This window comes from Turicibacter bilis (assembly GCF_024499055.1).
In the GTDB taxonomy this organism is placed as follows: Bacteria; Bacillota_I; Bacilli_A; order MOL361; family Turicibacteraceae; genus Turicibacter; species Turicibacter bilis.
This window is the reverse complement of record NZ_CP071249.1, coordinates 1801317-1817635: the sequence shown is the minus strand read 5'-3', so window position 1 is coordinate 1817635 and position 16319 is coordinate 1801317. Positions and strand designations below refer to the sequence as shown.

The window sequence follows — 16319 nt, the reverse complement described above, 5'->3', positions numbered from 1 at the left end:
AGCTAAAAAAGCGGGTGCATAAATGCACCCGCTTTTAATGTGATTTCAATTAAATGTGGACGATTAAAGAGCCGTTGCGGAATAATACTGTTTCCAAGGCCTCGGCTAATAATCATCGTTGTTTGATTTTTGGTATGAGTTCCCTCTGAAAACTCAGGGAAGAGTCCTTGATTTGGGGCAACTAGTCCTCCAATGAAAGGAAGTCTAAATTGTCCACCATGAGCATGTCCAGATAAGACAAGATCAATATTTGATTCAACGTAAGTTTCAAATACTTCAGGACGATGGGACAATAAAAGTTTAAATTTATTTGACTCACTCTCTTGTAATGCAATACGTAAATTGTTATCCACAGATGAACCAAAATCAGGATCATCAATTCCGACTAATTCAATTGATTGACCATTAATCTCTAACGTTGCATGTTCATTATGTAATAGGCGGACTCCCATTTGGACAAGGCGTTCTTTTAATTCTTTAAAATGGCTTTCCCACGCTTCATGATTTCCCGTCACAAAATAAACAGGATAATCACTTAGCTGTTCGATTAAGCTAAAACTTGCTTCATCATCATAAGATGAATCGAAAAGGTCCCCTGTAATAGCAATTAAATCTGGTTTAAAAGTATTAATTTTTTTAAGTAAATCACTCTGATTTTTTCCAAAGTATTGTCCATGTAAATCAGAGAGATGCATGATTTTAAATCCGTCAAAATTTTGTGGAAGTCGTGTTGACTGTACAGTGATCTGCTCCACGCTAATCCATTTGTTTTGTGAATACAAGAAAATACCCAATATCATGACTCCAATGAGCGTTATAAGAAATATTTTTAATTTTTTCATCCATTATCCCCCTTTTTTTAATTATTATAACGGATATTGCGATGTAAGTTTATGCAATTTTAGTATTTTCTTAACAAGTAATCCGTAGTATCATAAAGAGGTTATAGAAATCAATGCTGATTGGGGATTGATTAAAGATTAGAATTTAGGAGGGTTAGTTGTGGATTTTATTGAGATTTTAAAGGTAATCTTCTTAGGAATTGTTGAGGGGATTACGGAATGGCTACCTGTAAGTAGTACAGGACATATGATTTTAGTCGATGAGTTTATTAAATTAAATATGACGCCTGAGTTTATGGAAATGTTCTTCGTTGTTATTCAACTTGGAGCGATTATGGCGGTTGTTTGTTTATTTTGGGATAAGTTATTCCCATTTGAATTTAAAGGTGGATTTAAAGTTAAAAACGATACGATGAATTTATGGTTCAAGATTGTTGTTGCTTGTTTACCAGCTGCTGTCATTGGTTTATTATTTGACGATGTCATTGATGAGTATTTATTTAACCCACTAACAGTTGCCTTAATGTTAATTATTTATGGAGTCTTATTTATTGTTGTTGAAAATCGTAATAAAGGACGTCGTCCAGTCATTAATGATTTAACACAGATTACATATAAATTTGCCTTCATGGTTGGAGTCTTCCAATTATTAGCGTTGGTACCAGGAACATCTCGTTCTGGGGCAACAATCGTCGGAGCCATTTTAATTGGTGCCTCACGTTATGTCGCTTCAGAGTTTACGTTCTTCTTAGCGATTCCGGTCATGCTTGGAGCAAGTTTATTAAAAATATTAAAGTTTGGATTTGTTTTTACATCCGCCGAAGCTATTATATTAGGAACAGGAACGTTAGTAGCATTCTTCGTTTCAATCTTAGCGATTAAGTTCTTAATGGGATACATCAAGAAACATGACTTTAAAGTATTCGGTTGGTATCGCATTGTATTAGGAATTATCGTTCTTGCGTATTTCTGGTTCATTGCTGCTTAATTTCATTAAAAAAATCATAGTATGTTAGTACTATGATTTTTTTATTGCCTATTTTTTAATCGACAAATTTTAAGTCATTTATCATCTATGATAAATAGGAGATGAAACGGGGTGATTGTTTATGAATTTTATTTTGGAGGTTTTAATTGATATGTGTTTTGCGATGATTCAGTCTAATCAGATTAGTCGTCCAATTCGATGGGTGATTTTTCTTTTGGTTGCCGCACTTTATTTAATATTAATCGTTGCGCTACTCTATCTAATGATGAAAATTTCTAATCTGTGGATAAGTGTTTTTGTATTCGTTATTGTAATTTTAATAATGATTCAACTAGTTCGTCTCTTTTTAAAATTATATAAATCAAACCTAAAATCTTAAGAATTTCTTCATAACTTTTCCTACATTTTCTTAAAAATTAATTGAACTTATTATGATTAATTTCTTTACTGGAGTCATAGGATGCGGTATCTTCATTTGTTTAATTAAACTGGTATCATTAAAAAAATTATTAGTTGAAATCAATTAATACGTTTGAATATAAGAGCATCTCTAAAGGAGGTGCTTTTTATTTTGGAAGGTGAATTGATTAAAATCATTAATATGTAATAAAAACTTAATTAGTGGAAGTTATTTTTCAAATATTACTGAAATTTTTAATGTCTTAATCGATAAAGAAAAAGAAGTTCTAAAGACAATTTTAGACAGGGGACCTTGTCAGTATAAAGAATATGAGATTTACATAATCTAAACAGGAAGTATAAGTTTAGACTATTATTTTTCGTAAATATCACTAGTTAGTAGTAAAGGAGCGATACGATGAGTAAAGTATTATATATTAAAGCGAATATTAAACCAGAAGGACAATCACGTACTTTTAGGATTTCTGATGAATTTGTAGAAAGCTATAAAAAACAACATCCAAATGACGAAGTAGTCGTTTTAGACTTATATAAAGAAGGCATTGATTTTTTAAGACCAGAAGATTTAGGTGTTTTGTTTGGCCCAAAAACAGAAGAAAGTAAAAAACATCCACACTTAAAATATGCTTATCAATTTGTTGAGGCAGATAAATATATTTTTGCAGCACCAATGTGGAATTTAAGTATTCCTGCTATTTTAAAAGCTTATATTGATTATATAAGTGTGACTGGAATTACGTTTAAGTATACTGCAGAAGGCCCAGTGGGATTATGCCAAAATAAAAAAGCCATTCATATTGTGACTCGTGGTGGTGAATATAAAGACATGCCATATGAGATGGGCGATCGTTATTTAAGAACAATTTTAGGTTTCTTTGGCATTGAAGACATTCAAACATTAGCAGTAGATAATACTGATTCAAATCCTGAAGGATTAGAAGAAATATTAAGTCAAGCCATTCAACAAGCACAAGAGATTGCTGTTCAATTTTAATGATTGAAAAAAGATGAAGATTGTATTTAAAGAGTGACAATTTCAGTATTTTGGTGATAAATTCCGATTGAGTCAATATCCTCCTTCTTGTGAAAATTTATTGCTAAATTAGTAGTAAAGTGTAAGAAGGAGGATAGGCTAATGGAGATTTTTGATTATTTAGTAACAGGCTCATTGTTAATGATTGTTTCAGCAATTTTTTATTTACCTGTTTATTTTATTCTGAGAAGAAAGATGATTCCCATTTTAAAACAATTAAGTTGGGCGTTGCTCGGCGGTGTTATTGGCTGTATGGCTTATGAGATTATTGTTAGATTATTCTTTACTAAACATGAATTTGAAAGTAAAGCGTTTGAAATGAAATGAAAAAATCCCTATGCCCGAAGGTCATAGGGATTTTTTCTTTATAGTGAAGCTAATTTGAGGAGAGTCCCACCTGGACTCATCTTATATTATTTGATAGTTTTGATGTTTTATACTAGTTTAATCATTAAATAGCCCCTTCTAAGATTTTGCGACTAATTTCTAGTGTGATTTCTCCTCTTTCTCCTAATGCCGTCATATTGTGTAATTCAAGTGCTGCGAGAATTGAGTCGATTTGATCCGCGCCAATTCCATAGTCACTCAATCTTGTTTTGATTCCTAAGCTTTCGAAGAATTGACGAGTTGTTTCAATGATTTGGTCAATACGGTCCTCTTCGCTACCAGTCGTAATATTTAGGACACGTTCACCATATTGCAAAAGTTTCTCGCGTTTTGTGTCACGCATGATATTCCATAAAGATGGCATAATGATTGCTAATGTTTTGGCGTGATCGATTCCAAAAAGGGCTGTTAATTCATGACCAATTCGATGAGTTGCCCAGTCCTGAGGAACGCCGGCTCCAATTAAACCGTTTAATCCCATCGTTGCACACCAAACAAGATTAGCGCGTAAATCATAATCTGTTGGGTTATCGATTGTAGCACGTCCGATTTCAATTAAAGTTTTTAAAATTCCCTCAGACGTACGGTCTTGGAAACGTCCTTCCGCTGGATATGTCATGTATTGTTCCATCACATGAACAAATGTATCGACAACTCCATTTGCCACTTGTGTTTCTGGTAAAGTAAATGTTAAGCTTGGGTCCACTAATGAGAATTTAGGGAAGACTAAGTCATTTCCAAATCCTAATTTCCCAATCGGTGAACTAACAACGCCTCCGCGATTCATCTCAGAACCTGTTGCAGCTAATGTTAAGACTGCAGCTAATGGTAAAGCTTGTTTTAAGTTAGCTGTGATGCTTCGATCACGTAATAAATCAAGTCCATCTCCATCATAGTAACTTGCTAAGGCGATAAATTTTGTTCCATCGATGACTGATCCACCACCGACAGCTAATAAGAAATCAATCTTTTCTGCACGTACCACATCAACAGCCTTCATTAATGTTTCGTAACGAGGGTTAGCTTCAATTCCACCGAATTCTAAAATCTCACGATTAGGTAAAGCTGCTAAAACACGATCAAGTGTTCCAAATTTTTTAACACTTCCACCGCCATATAAGACAAGGACTTTAGCATCCTTTGGCACTAAATGATCTAACTCATTAAATCGATCACGGCCAAAAATAATTTTTGTTGGATTATAAAAATTAAACTGATTCATGAGACATCCCCCCTATTGCTTTTGAGCTTATTATAAGCACTTTAGTATGCTATAAGCAAGCTAAAGGCTTTGATTAGTTGAATTCTTACTTTAAATTTGTGTCACATGGAATGAGAAACTTAGCATCAGGTGTTAAAATCAATCCCATATGATTAAAAAAGTCGATATTTGAAAGAAAAATGACACATTAAAAAGAAGAATCTATCCAAACTAAGAGTAATTGTAATACTAGGAAGGGTTGATATGATGGCAACACATAATATGTATGTGCAAATTATTTTTGATGAAAAAACGAAGAAATTTAATTGTTATGCTGATTTAGGAGAAGTTTTAACGACATTAAATGATGGAGATGTTTTTACCATTAGTCAACAAGATACAACGAATGTCTTAGGAACGATTAAATACTCAGAAGATTGTAAGCCTTATGGATATTATTTTGTTTCGAATGATGGTCAGCTAACCATTGAATTAAATGATGGAATGTATGGATTTATTGAACGTCAACGAGAGGATGAAAATGATTGATGAAAAAAGGTCTCACCGATTGGTGAGACCTTTTAAATTTTAAAGAGGTAAATCGCGCTTAGTAAAGAGATAGGCACCAAGTGAATAAAGGAGAGTAGCGATTAGCAGTAGAATCCCAGCTTGGAAAAGACCATTCGTTTCATGGCTAGCAATCTCTTGGGCTGGGAATAAGGTTAATAAAGTGACATATTTAAGTGAGTCGAGTTTATCACTAATGTTTGAGAGCATTTGAATGAGAATAAAAAGAATTGGGATTCCAGCCCCGATTAGATAAGAGTTTTTCATTTCATTACTAATACAAGAACCAAAGAAACAGATACCACTTATCGCTAAATGAAGACAATATAATCCAATATTCATGTAAATCAGACGAGAAACATCTAAATCACCTGGGAACATCAAGTGAGAAACAATGATTTGAGCAAGCGTCATCAAGCAAATTAAAGCAGCTAAAGTTATCCACAGAACCGAAATTTGTGTCATAATAATGGTTTTTCGACTCACGGGTGTGGATAATAAGTAGGCCATTGATCCGCGATCGACGTAGCGGGCAACCAACTTATTCGCAACAATGATTTCAAAAATGAGTGGGAAGACGAGATAAATAAAGCCGTATAAATAAGATGATAAAAATTCAATAAACGTTGAACCGGGACTCGTCATCCCAAAAGCACTCATCAGTTCAGGCATTGTTTGAGAAAATTGTTCCAAAATAGATCCCAGGTTGGGATCAAACATGCTAGTGACCACACTTGTATACATCAAAAGAACAGCAAAGATGATGAAAAAGACCTTATAATTTGATTTTATTTCACGTTTAAATAACGTTAGATTCATGATTCATTCCCTCCATAAAAATGTAAGAATAATTCTTCAAGTGTTAGTTTCGTTATATCTAAGTCGACAATATCATAGCGACTTAGGGTAGCTAATAAATAGTTTAGATTATTTCGGGGGAGAACTTTGACGACGGTTGACTCCACTTGTTCGCATTCAAAGCCCTCATTCATAAATTGTTCTGCCAGTTCTTCTGTGGCAAACATGATTTGATAAGTTTTATGTTTAGAAGCCTTTAACGTTTGAAGTTCTTCAATTGAAATGAGACGTCCATCTTTAATCATCGCTGTTCGGTCACATGTGCGTTCAATTTCTTCAAAAATATGGGAGGACATAAAAATCGTTTTTCCACGTTGCTTTTCTTCTAACACTAATTCAATAAAACGATTTTGCATTAATGGATCTAATCCGCTGCTTGGCTCATCTAAAATTAACAGTTCAGGGTCATGCATAAAGGCACAAATAATCCCGATTTTTTGCTTCATTCCTTTAGACATTTTTTTTATTTTCCCCTGTGGATTGAGCTCGAAGCGCTCCATTAATTCATACGCTTTGGTTAAATCAGTCATTCCTTTCATTTTTGCCATAAATTTAATAAATTCAAGGCCTGTCATATCATCCATGAAGGCTATTTCACCTGGAAGATAGCCAAGTGCTTGTTGAATACGGGCATGATCTCTTAAACAATCAAGTCCATTGATTTGGCAACTTCCTTGATCGGCTTGAATAAACCCCATTAAATGTCGAATCGTTGTAGATTTACCTGCTCCATTAGGGCCTAAAAATCCAAACACTTCGCCTTTCTTAACTGATAATGAGACATCAAAAATTCCGCGATTATTACCATAATCTTTCGTTAATTGTCTAATTTCGATGACATTTGTAGTCATAAAATTTCCCCCTGATAAATTCCTTATTTTTCAATATATCAGTATTATAGGAGGATTAGTCCTATCGGTCAACTATCTGCTGATAAAGAATACTAAAGATTAAAAAAGAAGGGATGTCCCTTTTTTTATGAGGTTGCAAATTTGACAATGGCTTTAGAAACTTTATCTTTTTCTTCAAAAAATGCAGCGTGTCCACTTTCAGTGAGCGAGATGAGTTTTGAATTTTGATATTGGATAGGTCATTAAATAATTGTTCATCGCGTAAAGCCATTAAAGATTTAGCAGTAGACCATCCCGCTGCTTTCAGACATAAATTAGTGAATCAGACAACTGTTTCACAGGTTGTGTATTGATAGAAGAAAAGATTACGAACTAATTGAATAAATTTAGGTCGGTTGTTCAAGCGTTGAGCAATGAATTCTTCGTATAGTCATAATTCTACTCGGTAGTTTTAATCCAAGCTAGAATAGCAGCGCCTAAAAGAACAAGTTTTGAAACACTATGAGCATTATATTTTAAAACATAGTACGTCGCAATGGCTCCTCCCATAGAATGCCCCACTATCCCGCTGCCTTGATAGGTAAAACATATCAGTCTTTTTTATTTTCTACTTGAGAGGTAGAATACTTATCTGTTTATAATAGAAATTAAAAAAACAGCTTCTAATTAGAAGCTGTTTTAGAACATTATTTAAAATAAGTGATTAAGCTTGTAGACGTTCATTCACTAATTGTTGAATGATTTGTTTTAATTCATTGCTTGATTCGATATTTTCTAGTTGAGATTGAATCTCGCCTTCTTCATCATCAAAATGATTCATTTCATTATAAGTTTCAGCAATTTCTCTAACCTTATTAATATCTTCATTATGCTTAGTCGCTAACTCTTTTAATTCTTTATCTAATGACTTGATATCTTCAATACATTTGAATGATAAAACCATATCAATTGGCATAATTCCATTACTTTTAGTTCCATCTGGGTATTTCATAGTGACACTGATTTCTTCTAAATGCCCATCAACCATAAAGCTATATAAGTCTGTAAAGCTTTTGAACTTCTTATGTTTCGTTTTAATTTCCATTTGGTAAACTTCCTTTCAGTAGAGAAAATAATAAATAGCGTAAATACGTACTTTATTGTTATTATCATCCTTCATCTGATGAGATATGAGGAGATTTTTCTATCCTCTTAATTTTAAAATAAAAATACCACGTACTACGTACGTGGTACAGAGAAGACTAGAGTAGGAAAAAGTGCCCCAATCTAGCTTCGAGTTACCTGCAACTTTTTAGAATATCTAATTCGTTAGAATTTAGATATTGTTATCCTTTAGGGCAACCTTTTATTCTTCTTCTGGTAATTCTACGTTGTGGTGTACTTGTTGTACATCGTCTAAGTCTTCTAAAACGTCTAATAATTTTAAGAATTTAGCTAATGCGTCACCTTCTAATTCTACTGTTGATGTTGGTAACATTGTTAATTCAGCAACTTCGAATTCAGTGATTCCCATTTCATTTAATGCTGTTTGTACGGCATGGAATTGATCTTGATCAGCGTATACTGTGATTTCTCCATCTTCTTCTTCAACGTCACGAACGTCTACGTCTGCTTCCATTAATCCTTCTAAAATTTCATCAGCAGAGTTTCCATTGAATCCGAATAATGCAGTTGCTTCGAACATGAAGGCTACGGCACCACTTACACCGATTTTTCCACCATTTTTATTGAAAGCTGAACGAACTTCAGCAACTGTACGGTTTACGTTGTCTGTTAATGTATCAACGATAACGGCAGAACCATTTGGTCCATATCCTTCATAACGGATGAAATCATAGTTCTCATCTGAACCACCTTTTGCTTTATTGATTGCGCGGTCAATGATTTCACGGTTAACCCCTGCAACTTTAGCACGGTCAATAACAGAAGCTAAGTTACGGTTTAAGGCTGGATCTGGATCACCATTTTTAGCTGCCATGTAAATTTCTTTTCCGAAACGAGCTAAAACTTTTGAACGAGCGGCATCTTTTGCAGCTTTACCGTATTTAATGTTATTCCACTTACGACCCATTGGGTATCACTCCTAATTGTAATTTTTATTAAATGACGATTGTCAGAATACTAACTATACATTTATTTATTATACTCCTCTCACTCCTATCTTTTCAAGTTTTATCCGAATTATGGACTTCTCATCCCTGAAAAATGCAATATTAGACATAAATTGACATCTTAGTGAATTAAAATATGATAATCTGAAGTTAGACTTTATAGATACGTCTATGAAAGAAAACTATTCTTTTATAAAAGTTTTTATCTAGATTAATATAAATTGTTCTGTGTATCTAAAAGAAATAATCATCATATTCAAGTTCTTTTTTTTCATATAATGTATAACTAATATTGATAATGAGTAGATTATTTTTTACTAAATGAGGTGAGGTTATGAAGATTGAAAAGTATGTTTGTCCCAAATGTGAAAATAACAGTTATGAAGTAGATGAATTTTGTGCCACAGGTAGTGGAATTTCTAAATTGTTTGATGTACAAAATCGTAGATTTACGACTATTACTTGTACGAAATGTAAGTATACAGAAATGTATAAAGGAACAACAAGTGATTTAGAAAATATCTTCGATTTCTTAATTGGAGGATAATAGGAAATAAAGATATGAAGTTTATTACTTATAGGTGATATGCTTGAATAGTTTGTATTCCCTGAGCTAGTTAAAGTGAGTAATTATCTAGGCTATTTAACATTTTTTAATATGAGAAAGAGGAGGTCTAAATTTAGACCTCCTCTAATCTTATACGATTAAGCTTTTTCTGCTAATAAAGCATCAATTGTTTCTTGTAGACGTTTAACGCATCCTTTACAAGCCGTTCCTGCTTTTGTTTCTGATTGAATTTCTTGTAATGTTGTTGAACCTGATTCAATTTCTTTTTTAATATCTCCAACTGTTACATTGAAGCAGTAGCAAATTTTTTGATTTAAATCCATTATACTTCCTCCTTTTTTTCTTTATGTTTCCATTTTATCTGAAGTCATGGTTTCAAACAAGCTGATTGCTTTTTAAGGTTGGATATAAAAATATAATAGAAGTTTTTTTATCTAATCAGGAGCAATGACTTAATAAGGTGATGGATTTCGTGATTTAGTTATCCACAGGTTCTATTAAAATCAAAGGAAGCTTGATTGAGAATAACTATACATTTTGAATCCTAGGGGGGATGGATTTTTATTAGACATAAGTAGGATAAATTCGTCATATACTTTAATAGATAGCGGAGGGAGGAATCAAAATGTTGATTGTGACAACAGATTCAATTCCAGGGAAAGAGATTGTTGAAGTTAAGGGACTAGTCAAAGGAAGTACGGTACGTTCTAAGCATATTGGAAAGGATATCAGTGCTTCACTTAAGACAATTGTTGGTGGAGAACTCAACGGCTATAATGAGATGCTCATCGAAGCTCGTCAAATTGCATTTGGACGAATGGCAGATGAGGCACAAAGTATTGGAGCAAATGCGATTGTAGGGGTTCGATTAATGTCATCTGCTGTGATGGCTGGAGCAGCAGAGATGGTGGCCTATGGAACAGCTGTGGTGGTGAAATAAGATGACAGCGATATGGGTAAACATGATTATTGGTGGGATATTACTTTTTTATCTGAGTGGAATTCTAGTTGTAATTGGCTTACTCATCGCAAAGGTTACAGAACGACAACGAGAACGAAAAACTGAAAAAGAAAAATTCAAAGATTATAAGGACTATTAAATGAAAACTAGAGAAGCTCTCTAGTTTTTATTTTGGAGGGAAGGGAGATGAATTTGAAATTGGAATTACAACCTAAAGAAGTATTTAGTCGAATCGGATTTTCATTGGTGATTAGTTTTCTAGTAGTAAATGGGATTCAACTGGCTATAATCGCGATTTTAAAAACCATGGATTCTCCTTGTTTGCAATCACAATGGCTCACTTGGATATTAATAGTGATTAGTTTTTACTTAATTGGATTTCCTTTATTTTGTTGGATGGTTAAAGATTTACCTAGTGTTTCAATGGACGGTGTACAGAAACTAAAACTTTTTAATCTCATTGAATATGGATGTATAGCTTACACATTGGCGTACGTCTTTAATTTATTCACCCTATTATTAATGGCAGCCATTGAATCTTTAAAAGGAAATTTCATTACAAATGTTGGAGAAAATCTCGTTGTTGGGACGTCTTCAATCGGATTATTTATTTGTGGCGTCATTTTATCCCCTATTATTGAAGAAATCCTATTTAGGAAAATTCTAATCGATAAAATCAAATTATATGGCGATAAAGTGGCTATTTTAGTTTCAGCAGTTACCTTTGGAGTGTATCACGGAAATTTATCTCAAGTTTTTTATGCCACAGCTTTAGGAGCTATTTTTGCCTATGTCACATTAAAAACTAATCGAGTTCAGTATGCTATCATTTTACATATCTTTATTAATGGGATGAGCGCCGTTATTATGCCAGCTATATTAGGTGATGGTACAGAAGTGATACGAATTGCGTTAGCCATAGGAGTCGTTTTTACGATTCTTGTTGTAGGAATTGTTGGGTTAATTAAACTGATGAAAAAAATCAATCTGAATTCAGGAACCTATTATATTCATCGCCATCGATTAGTTCAAACCATTTTTGGTAATGGAGGGATGATTGGTTACCTCGTCATTAGCTTTGTCGTAATTATTCTGACTATTATAACAACATAAAAAGGCAAAATGGAAATTCCATTTTGCCTTTTTTATAATTTAGTTATCAACCTGTTCTGACTGAGAGACTTGATCAGATAACATTAAATCTTCATTTGAATTCTCTGACTCAGACTCTTCCTCTTTTTCGGAATCAGCTGGATGATTGATTGGAGGGAGGGGGTTAAAATCTTCTGAGTCATCAATTGGTGGTTGTGGATCTTCAGATTCCTCTTTATCTTCCTCTACAGGTGGCTTAGGTTCTTCTTCAGGTTTTGATTCAGGTTGAATAGGAGTTTGAGTAGGTTCATCACTCGGTTGCTCATCTTCTGTTTGTATAGGAGGGGTTGGTTTTTGTTCCGCATCGTTCGGAGTGTTAGGAGTTTGAGTTGGCTTTTGTTCGATTTGATTTGGTTTTGATGTATTGGATGGCTTCGGTATTTCTTGCTCATCTTCAGGAGTGACTTCTCGGATAAGTTCTTCTTCGTCAGAGTCCTCTTCTTCAACAACGGTTTCTTTGACTTGAACGGTAAAGGCATGGTCTGTATAAGTTGCATCCAATACTCGCTCGATATATTGAATAGGAACATAAATTTCATCATCAATGAGCTGAGGTGTTACCCATTTAATCGTCATTAAATTTGTTTCTTTGTCAATTTCTATGAATAAAGCCTCATTTTCGCCATTCACCTCGCTATATCCGTAGTTAAGATTTAGTTTAATTTCTTGACCTTGAATTCTGTATGTATAAGTATCTGTTTCTTCATCTAAAGTCACACTTCCTTCTAAAGTAGCCATGATGTCATCTAATGATGCAAAATCTTCATGAATATCGACAGGAATATTAATTGGCTTTAATGTTTCTTGGTTACTTGTTAAGAAAGCTGGTAAAAGCGAAAATAAAAAAATGATTGGATATTTCATAACTGAGTTCCCCCTTAACCGATTAAACGTGTTTTATAAATTAAATAATTTGGCTGCTCAGATAAATAGTAATAAGTTTCTGTATCACTAATTTCTGATTGAATCGTGGCCGAAGCTTTTTCGGTATTTTTAAAATTGTAACGAATCATTTCATCGGCTAACTCATTTAATAGTGATGTCACTTCTTCTGGTGATAATGTTTTCGGTAAGATGGCACTGAAAGTGAGTTCATTTTTAGATAGCTGTGAATCTTTAATCTCCCATTCAGTTGAGAATAATAAATCGTTAGTTAAATTCGCTGTATGGAGTGGCTCGTATTGATAAATGTAAGAACCATTTGTTTCAATGGTATAGCGATATGCTTGATCGGTGAAATCAACTGAATCTTTTGTCGTTTTTGTTGGTTTTTGTTGATAAACGTTCATGTTTAACTTCACGGCATTTGTTTGATCATATTGTTCAAGTTCTTTTAATAATTTATTAGCTAGTAAAATATTATCAGCATACGAGAGCTCAGCTTGAATATCAACCTCATAGGTTTTTTCTTTTTTATGACGACGAACATCTAAGACTTCATAAGATGTGTCGATTAATTGTTCAAGTTTTAGTTCTTTATTTTTAGCTGATGAAACCCCATAAATGAGGGTAACCACTATTAATAGAGTCAATAAACTACCTAAAATAATAATTGGCTTCTTTGAAATATTACGCTGCATAAAACTCCTCCATTTTCATCATTTTAAAAATTCCCCAAAATAAGTGATTCAGTAATCATTTTAGATGAAAAAAAAGGAAAATACAATGAAAATAACAAAATAAGGAAACAACTTCATCGCTGTTTCCTTGTTTTATTTGAGATAGATCAATTGGCGTATCTTTATTAGAGAGTAGAGCGCTATTTCAGTAAAAAGTTAAGAAGATGATGTTTTACAGTATGATGAAAAAAATTAATAATTTAGCACCATAACATGTTCTTGACCAAAAATTTGTCCATTAAATTCGAATCCTACTTGTTTATAGAGATGAATCGCAGATTCACTTTCAATATGAACACCTAAAAAGATTTGGTGACGAGTTTTATCATCTTTGATGAGTTCAATCACTTGGTGGAGAGCTTCAGTACCAAATCCTTGATTTTGATAGTGTTGATCAATCATCAGGCGATAAATCCAATACTCATCATCGTCAGTATCAAGGCAATACATGACGAATCCTACCATCACATCCTCATGATAGATGGCTAGTGGGATACATTCAGGCTGTACCTTAGACTGGGCAATTGAAATAGCATTTGAAGTGACAAAGCTTTGTTGTTCGGGATGGACCGCTAGATCTATGCAGTCCCAGAAATTATCTTTTGAAATAGGTCTTAGTGTAATCATTTTTGCTCCCCCTTATAAACGATTATCCTTGGTATATTCATTATAATCAGGAGCGTAGGCATTTATACGGCATCGCAAAACTAGTGATAAACTTTGAGTATTTGACTCTATCTGTCATCAAAATGATGAAAAAATAAAAAACCACGTACAAAAATGTACGTGGTTAAGTATATAAAAGCTTAGAAATGAGCGTCATGCCCGAATCTAGCTTCGAGGCGCAACTGCTCTATAAAGTCTCCTACCGAACGATAGGCAATATCACCCCATCAGTGGTGGAAACCTAACTTTTAGTTAGAATGGGGGCTCCACTTTTACGCCGAGTTAAGCGCATCTCTCAGCTTTTTATGCTAAAGCTAAATATTCATCGTATGTTGTTTGTTTGTCAACGATTGAACCGTCTTCTTTGATGTCGATAATACGGTTAGCAATTGTTTGGATGAATTGGTGGTCATGTGATGCGAATAAGACGTTGCTTGTGAAGTCTTTTAATCCGTTATTAAGTGCTGTGATTGACTCAAGGTCTAAGTGGTTAGTTGGTTGATCAAGCATTAAAACGTTGGCATTTGCTAACATCATGCGTGATAACATACAACGTACTTTTTCTCCCCCTGATAAAACTGAAGCTTTTTTAAGGGCTTCTTCACCAGAGAATAACATGCGTCCTAAGAATCCACGAACGTAGCTTTCTGTTTGGTCATCAGAATATTGACGTAACCAGTCAACTAGTGATAATTCAGAACCGTTAAAGAATTCTGAGTTATCTTTTGGGAAGTAAGCAGTTTTGATTGTAACACCGAACTTGAATGTTCCACTATCTGCTTCCATTTCTCCATTTAAGATTTTGAATAAGGTTGTAACAGCAATTTCGTCTCCGATGAATGCAATTTTATCGTCTTTACGAACCATGAAGCTAACGTTATCTAACACTTTAACTCCATCCACTGTTTTTGTTAACCCTTCAACCATTAAGATATCATTTCCAACTTCACGTTCAGGTTTGAATCCAACGTATGGATAGCGACGACTTGATGGCTCTAAGTCTTCTAATTTGATTTTATCTAATAATTTTTTACGAGATGTCGCTTGTTTAGATTTAGAGGCATTAGCCGAGAAACGAGCGATGAAATCTTGTAATTCTTTAATTTGTTCTTCTTTTTTCTTGTTAGCTTCTTTAGCCATACGGTTTAATAATTGACTTGATTCGTACCAGAAGTCGTAGTTACCAACGAATAATTTGATTTTTCCAAAGTCAACATCACAGATGTGTGTACACACTTTGTTTAAGAAGTGACGGTCATGGGATACAACGATAACTGTCCCTTCAAAGTTGATTAAGAACTCTTCTAACCAGTTGATTGATTGGATATCTAAGTGGTTGGTAGGCTCATCAAGAACTAAAATATCAGGATTTCCGAATAAAGCTTGAGCTAATAAAACTTTGACCTTTTCGGCCCCTGTTAAATCTTTCATTAATTTATCGTGTAATTCAGTTGGGATTCCTAATCCTTGTAATAAAGCAGCCGCATCAGATTCAGCTTCCCATCCGTTTAATTCAGCGAATTCACCTTCAAGTTCAGCTGCACGAATTCCATCTTCCTCATTGAAGTCAGGCTTCATGTATAATGCATTTTTCTCTTCAGTGATTTGGAATAAACGTTCATTTCCGCGGATAACAGTTTCTAAAACTGGTAATTCATCATATTGATAATGATCCTGTTTTAAAACTGACATACGTAAATCTTTTGGATAACTTACGTGTCCTGTATTAGGTTCAATTTCACCTGCTAAGATTTTTAAAAAAGTAGATTTTCCAGCTCCATTTGCTCCGATAACACCGTAGCAGTTTCCAGGAGTGAATTTTAAGTTAACTTCTTCGAATAACTTTTTATCACCATATCGTAAACCGACATTAGAGACTGTAAGCATGTAACAACACCTCCGTGTAATTTATCTTGAAACATTATATCATATTTTTCATCTTTATTACATGAATGATTAGCCATGCCCATTCATTAACAGCAGTTGAGATGATCACTTGAATCTAAATGGGAAAAAATAACTCATTTTTCTTTTTTATCAATGAAAATTAAGAGATAAATTCGTTCATAATAAAGTTGATAAAAATGTTTAAATT

General features: G+C 33.8%; 20 protein-coding genes. 8 read left to right on the top strand and 12 right to left on the bottom strand.

Annotated elements, in window-relative coordinates; genetic code table 11:
• Positions 1 to 2: 2 nt before the first annotated feature.
• On the bottom strand, positions 3 to 842 hold the full coding sequence (locus tag J0J69_RS08780; protein WP_212725188.1) for a metallophosphoesterase: 840 nt from the start codon (positions 840 to 842) through the stop codon (positions 3 to 5).
• A gap of 160 nt (positions 843 to 1002) precedes the next feature.
• Between J0J69_RS08780 and J0J69_RS08775 the strand changes: the two genes are divergently transcribed.
• The 3 genes from J0J69_RS08775 (at position 1003) to J0J69_RS08765 (ending at position 3610) form a co-directional block, all read left to right on the top strand.
• Positions 1003 to 1830, top strand: a complete 828-nt coding sequence (locus J0J69_RS08775) for an undecaprenyl-diphosphate phosphatase (protein ID WP_055243535.1) — start codon at positions 1003 to 1005, stop codon at positions 1828 to 1830.
• An 817-nt stretch (positions 1831 to 2647) separates the two neighbouring features.
• A complete protein-coding gene (locus J0J69_RS08770) occupies positions 2648 to 3244 on the top strand; it encodes an NAD(P)H-dependent oxidoreductase (protein WP_055244600.1) in 597 nt (198 codons plus the stop codon).
• 141 nt (positions 3245 to 3385) lie between these two features.
• On the top strand, positions 3386 to 3610 hold the full coding sequence (locus tag J0J69_RS08765; protein WP_055277616.1) for a hypothetical protein: 225 nt from the start codon (positions 3386 to 3388) through the stop codon (positions 3608 to 3610).
• A 124-nt stretch (positions 3611 to 3734) separates the two neighbouring features.
• On the opposite strand, the gene J0J69_RS08760 is transcribed toward J0J69_RS08765, so the two are convergent.
• Positions 3735 to 4892 (bottom strand): iron-containing alcohol dehydrogenase, encoded by a 1158-nt coding sequence (locus J0J69_RS08760; protein ID WP_212725189.1) that lies wholly within the window; start codon positions 4890 to 4892, stop codon positions 3735 to 3737.
• A 243-nt stretch (positions 4893 to 5135) separates the two neighbouring features.
• On the opposite strand from J0J69_RS08760, the gene J0J69_RS08755 reads away from it, so the two are divergent.
• Positions 5136 to 5420 carry a hypothetical protein gene (locus J0J69_RS08755; protein WP_237252747.1) on the top strand — a complete coding sequence of 95 codons (285 nt, stop codon included), beginning with the start codon at positions 5136 to 5138 and terminating at the stop codon, positions 5418 to 5420.
• A 39-nt stretch (positions 5421 to 5459) separates the two neighbouring features.
• Here the strand turns inward: J0J69_RS08755 and J0J69_RS08750 are convergent, their stop codons facing one another.
• The 5 genes from J0J69_RS08750 to J0J69_RS08730 all read right to left on the bottom strand — a co-directional run bounded on the left by J0J69_RS08750 (position 5460) and on the right by J0J69_RS08730 (position 9218).
• A complete protein-coding gene (locus J0J69_RS08750; protein WP_055277612.1) occupies positions 5460 to 6257 on the bottom strand; it encodes an ABC transporter permease in 798 nt (265 codons plus the stop codon).
• Positions 6254 to 7147 carry an ABC transporter ATP-binding protein gene (locus tag J0J69_RS08745; protein WP_055277610.1) on the bottom strand — a complete coding sequence of 298 codons (894 nt, stop codon included), beginning with the start codon at positions 7145 to 7147 and terminating at the stop codon, positions 6254 to 6256. Before J0J69_RS08745 ends, J0J69_RS08750 begins: the two co-directional genes overlap by 4 nt.
• Before the next feature lie 438 nt (positions 7148 to 7585).
• Positions 7586 to 7708 carry an alpha/beta fold hydrolase gene (locus J0J69_RS08740; RefSeq protein WP_256637857.1) on the bottom strand — a complete coding sequence of 41 codons (123 nt, stop codon included), beginning with the start codon at positions 7706 to 7708 and terminating at the stop codon, positions 7586 to 7588.
• A 142-nt stretch (positions 7709 to 7850) separates the two neighbouring features.
• Positions 7851 to 8231, bottom strand: a complete 381-nt coding sequence (locus tag J0J69_RS08735; protein ID WP_055277608.1) for a hypothetical protein — start codon at positions 8229 to 8231, stop codon at positions 7851 to 7853.
• Between the two features lie 261 nt (positions 8232 to 8492).
• Positions 8493 to 9218 (bottom strand): YebC/PmpR family DNA-binding transcriptional regulator, encoded by a 726-nt coding sequence (locus J0J69_RS08730; protein WP_055277606.1) that lies wholly within the window; start codon positions 9216 to 9218, stop codon positions 8493 to 8495.
• 374 nt (positions 9219 to 9592) lie between these two features.
• Between J0J69_RS08730 and J0J69_RS08725 the strand changes: the two genes are divergently transcribed.
• Positions 9593 to 9805, top strand: coding sequence for a zinc ribbon domain-containing protein (locus J0J69_RS08725; protein ID WP_055244585.1), 213 nt, complete (start codon positions 9593 to 9595; stop codon positions 9803 to 9805).
• A gap of 158 nt (positions 9806 to 9963) precedes the next feature.
• On the opposite strand, the gene J0J69_RS08720 is transcribed toward J0J69_RS08725, so the two are convergent.
• Positions 9964 to 10149, bottom strand: a complete 186-nt coding sequence (locus J0J69_RS08720) for a (2Fe-2S)-binding protein (RefSeq protein ID WP_055244583.1) — start codon at positions 10147 to 10149, stop codon at positions 9964 to 9966.
• A gap of 302 nt (positions 10150 to 10451) precedes the next feature.
• Between J0J69_RS08720 and J0J69_RS08715 the strand changes: the two genes are divergently transcribed.
• From J0J69_RS08715 to J0J69_RS08705, 3 genes are read left to right on the top strand one after another with little or no spacing between them, the layout of a single operon-like run.
• A complete protein-coding gene (locus tag J0J69_RS08715) occupies positions 10452 to 10766 on the top strand; it encodes a YbjQ family protein (RefSeq protein WP_055244581.1) in 315 nt (104 codons plus the stop codon).
• Position 10767: 1 nt separating this feature from the next.
• Positions 10768 to 10926, top strand: coding sequence for a hypothetical protein (locus J0J69_RS08710; protein ID WP_156344101.1), 159 nt, complete (start codon positions 10768 to 10770; stop codon positions 10924 to 10926).
• A 47-nt stretch (positions 10927 to 10973) separates the two neighbouring features.
• Positions 10974 to 11900 carry a CPBP family intramembrane glutamic endopeptidase gene (locus tag J0J69_RS08705; protein ID WP_212725190.1) on the top strand — a complete coding sequence of 309 codons (927 nt, stop codon included), beginning with the start codon at positions 10974 to 10976 and terminating at the stop codon, positions 11898 to 11900.
• 39 nt (positions 11901 to 11939) lie between these two features.
• Here J0J69_RS08705 and J0J69_RS08700 read toward each other — a convergent pair whose 3' ends face one another.
• The 4 genes from J0J69_RS08700 to J0J69_RS08685 form a co-directional block, all read right to left on the bottom strand.
• Entirely contained in the window at positions 11940 to 12803 is an 864-nt protein-coding gene (locus J0J69_RS08700; protein WP_212725191.1) for a stalk domain-containing protein, read from the bottom strand.
• Between the two features lie 14 nt (positions 12804 to 12817).
• On the bottom strand, positions 12818 to 13519 hold the full coding sequence (locus J0J69_RS08695) for a hypothetical protein (RefSeq protein WP_055277598.1): 702 nt from the start codon (positions 13517 to 13519) through the stop codon (positions 12818 to 12820).
• Between the two features lie 231 nt (positions 13520 to 13750).
• Complete coding sequence (locus tag J0J69_RS08690; RefSeq protein ID WP_212724635.1) at positions 13751 to 14185, bottom strand: GNAT family N-acetyltransferase; 435 nt, start codon at positions 14183 to 14185, stop codon at positions 13751 to 13753.
• 342 nt (positions 14186 to 14527) lie between these two features.
• Positions 14528 to 16111 carry an ABC-F family ATP-binding cassette domain-containing protein gene (locus tag J0J69_RS08685; protein WP_055244572.1) on the bottom strand — a complete coding sequence of 528 codons (1584 nt, stop codon included), beginning with the start codon at positions 16109 to 16111 and terminating at the stop codon, positions 14528 to 14530.
• Between the last annotated feature and the right edge of the window lie 208 nt (positions 16112 to 16319).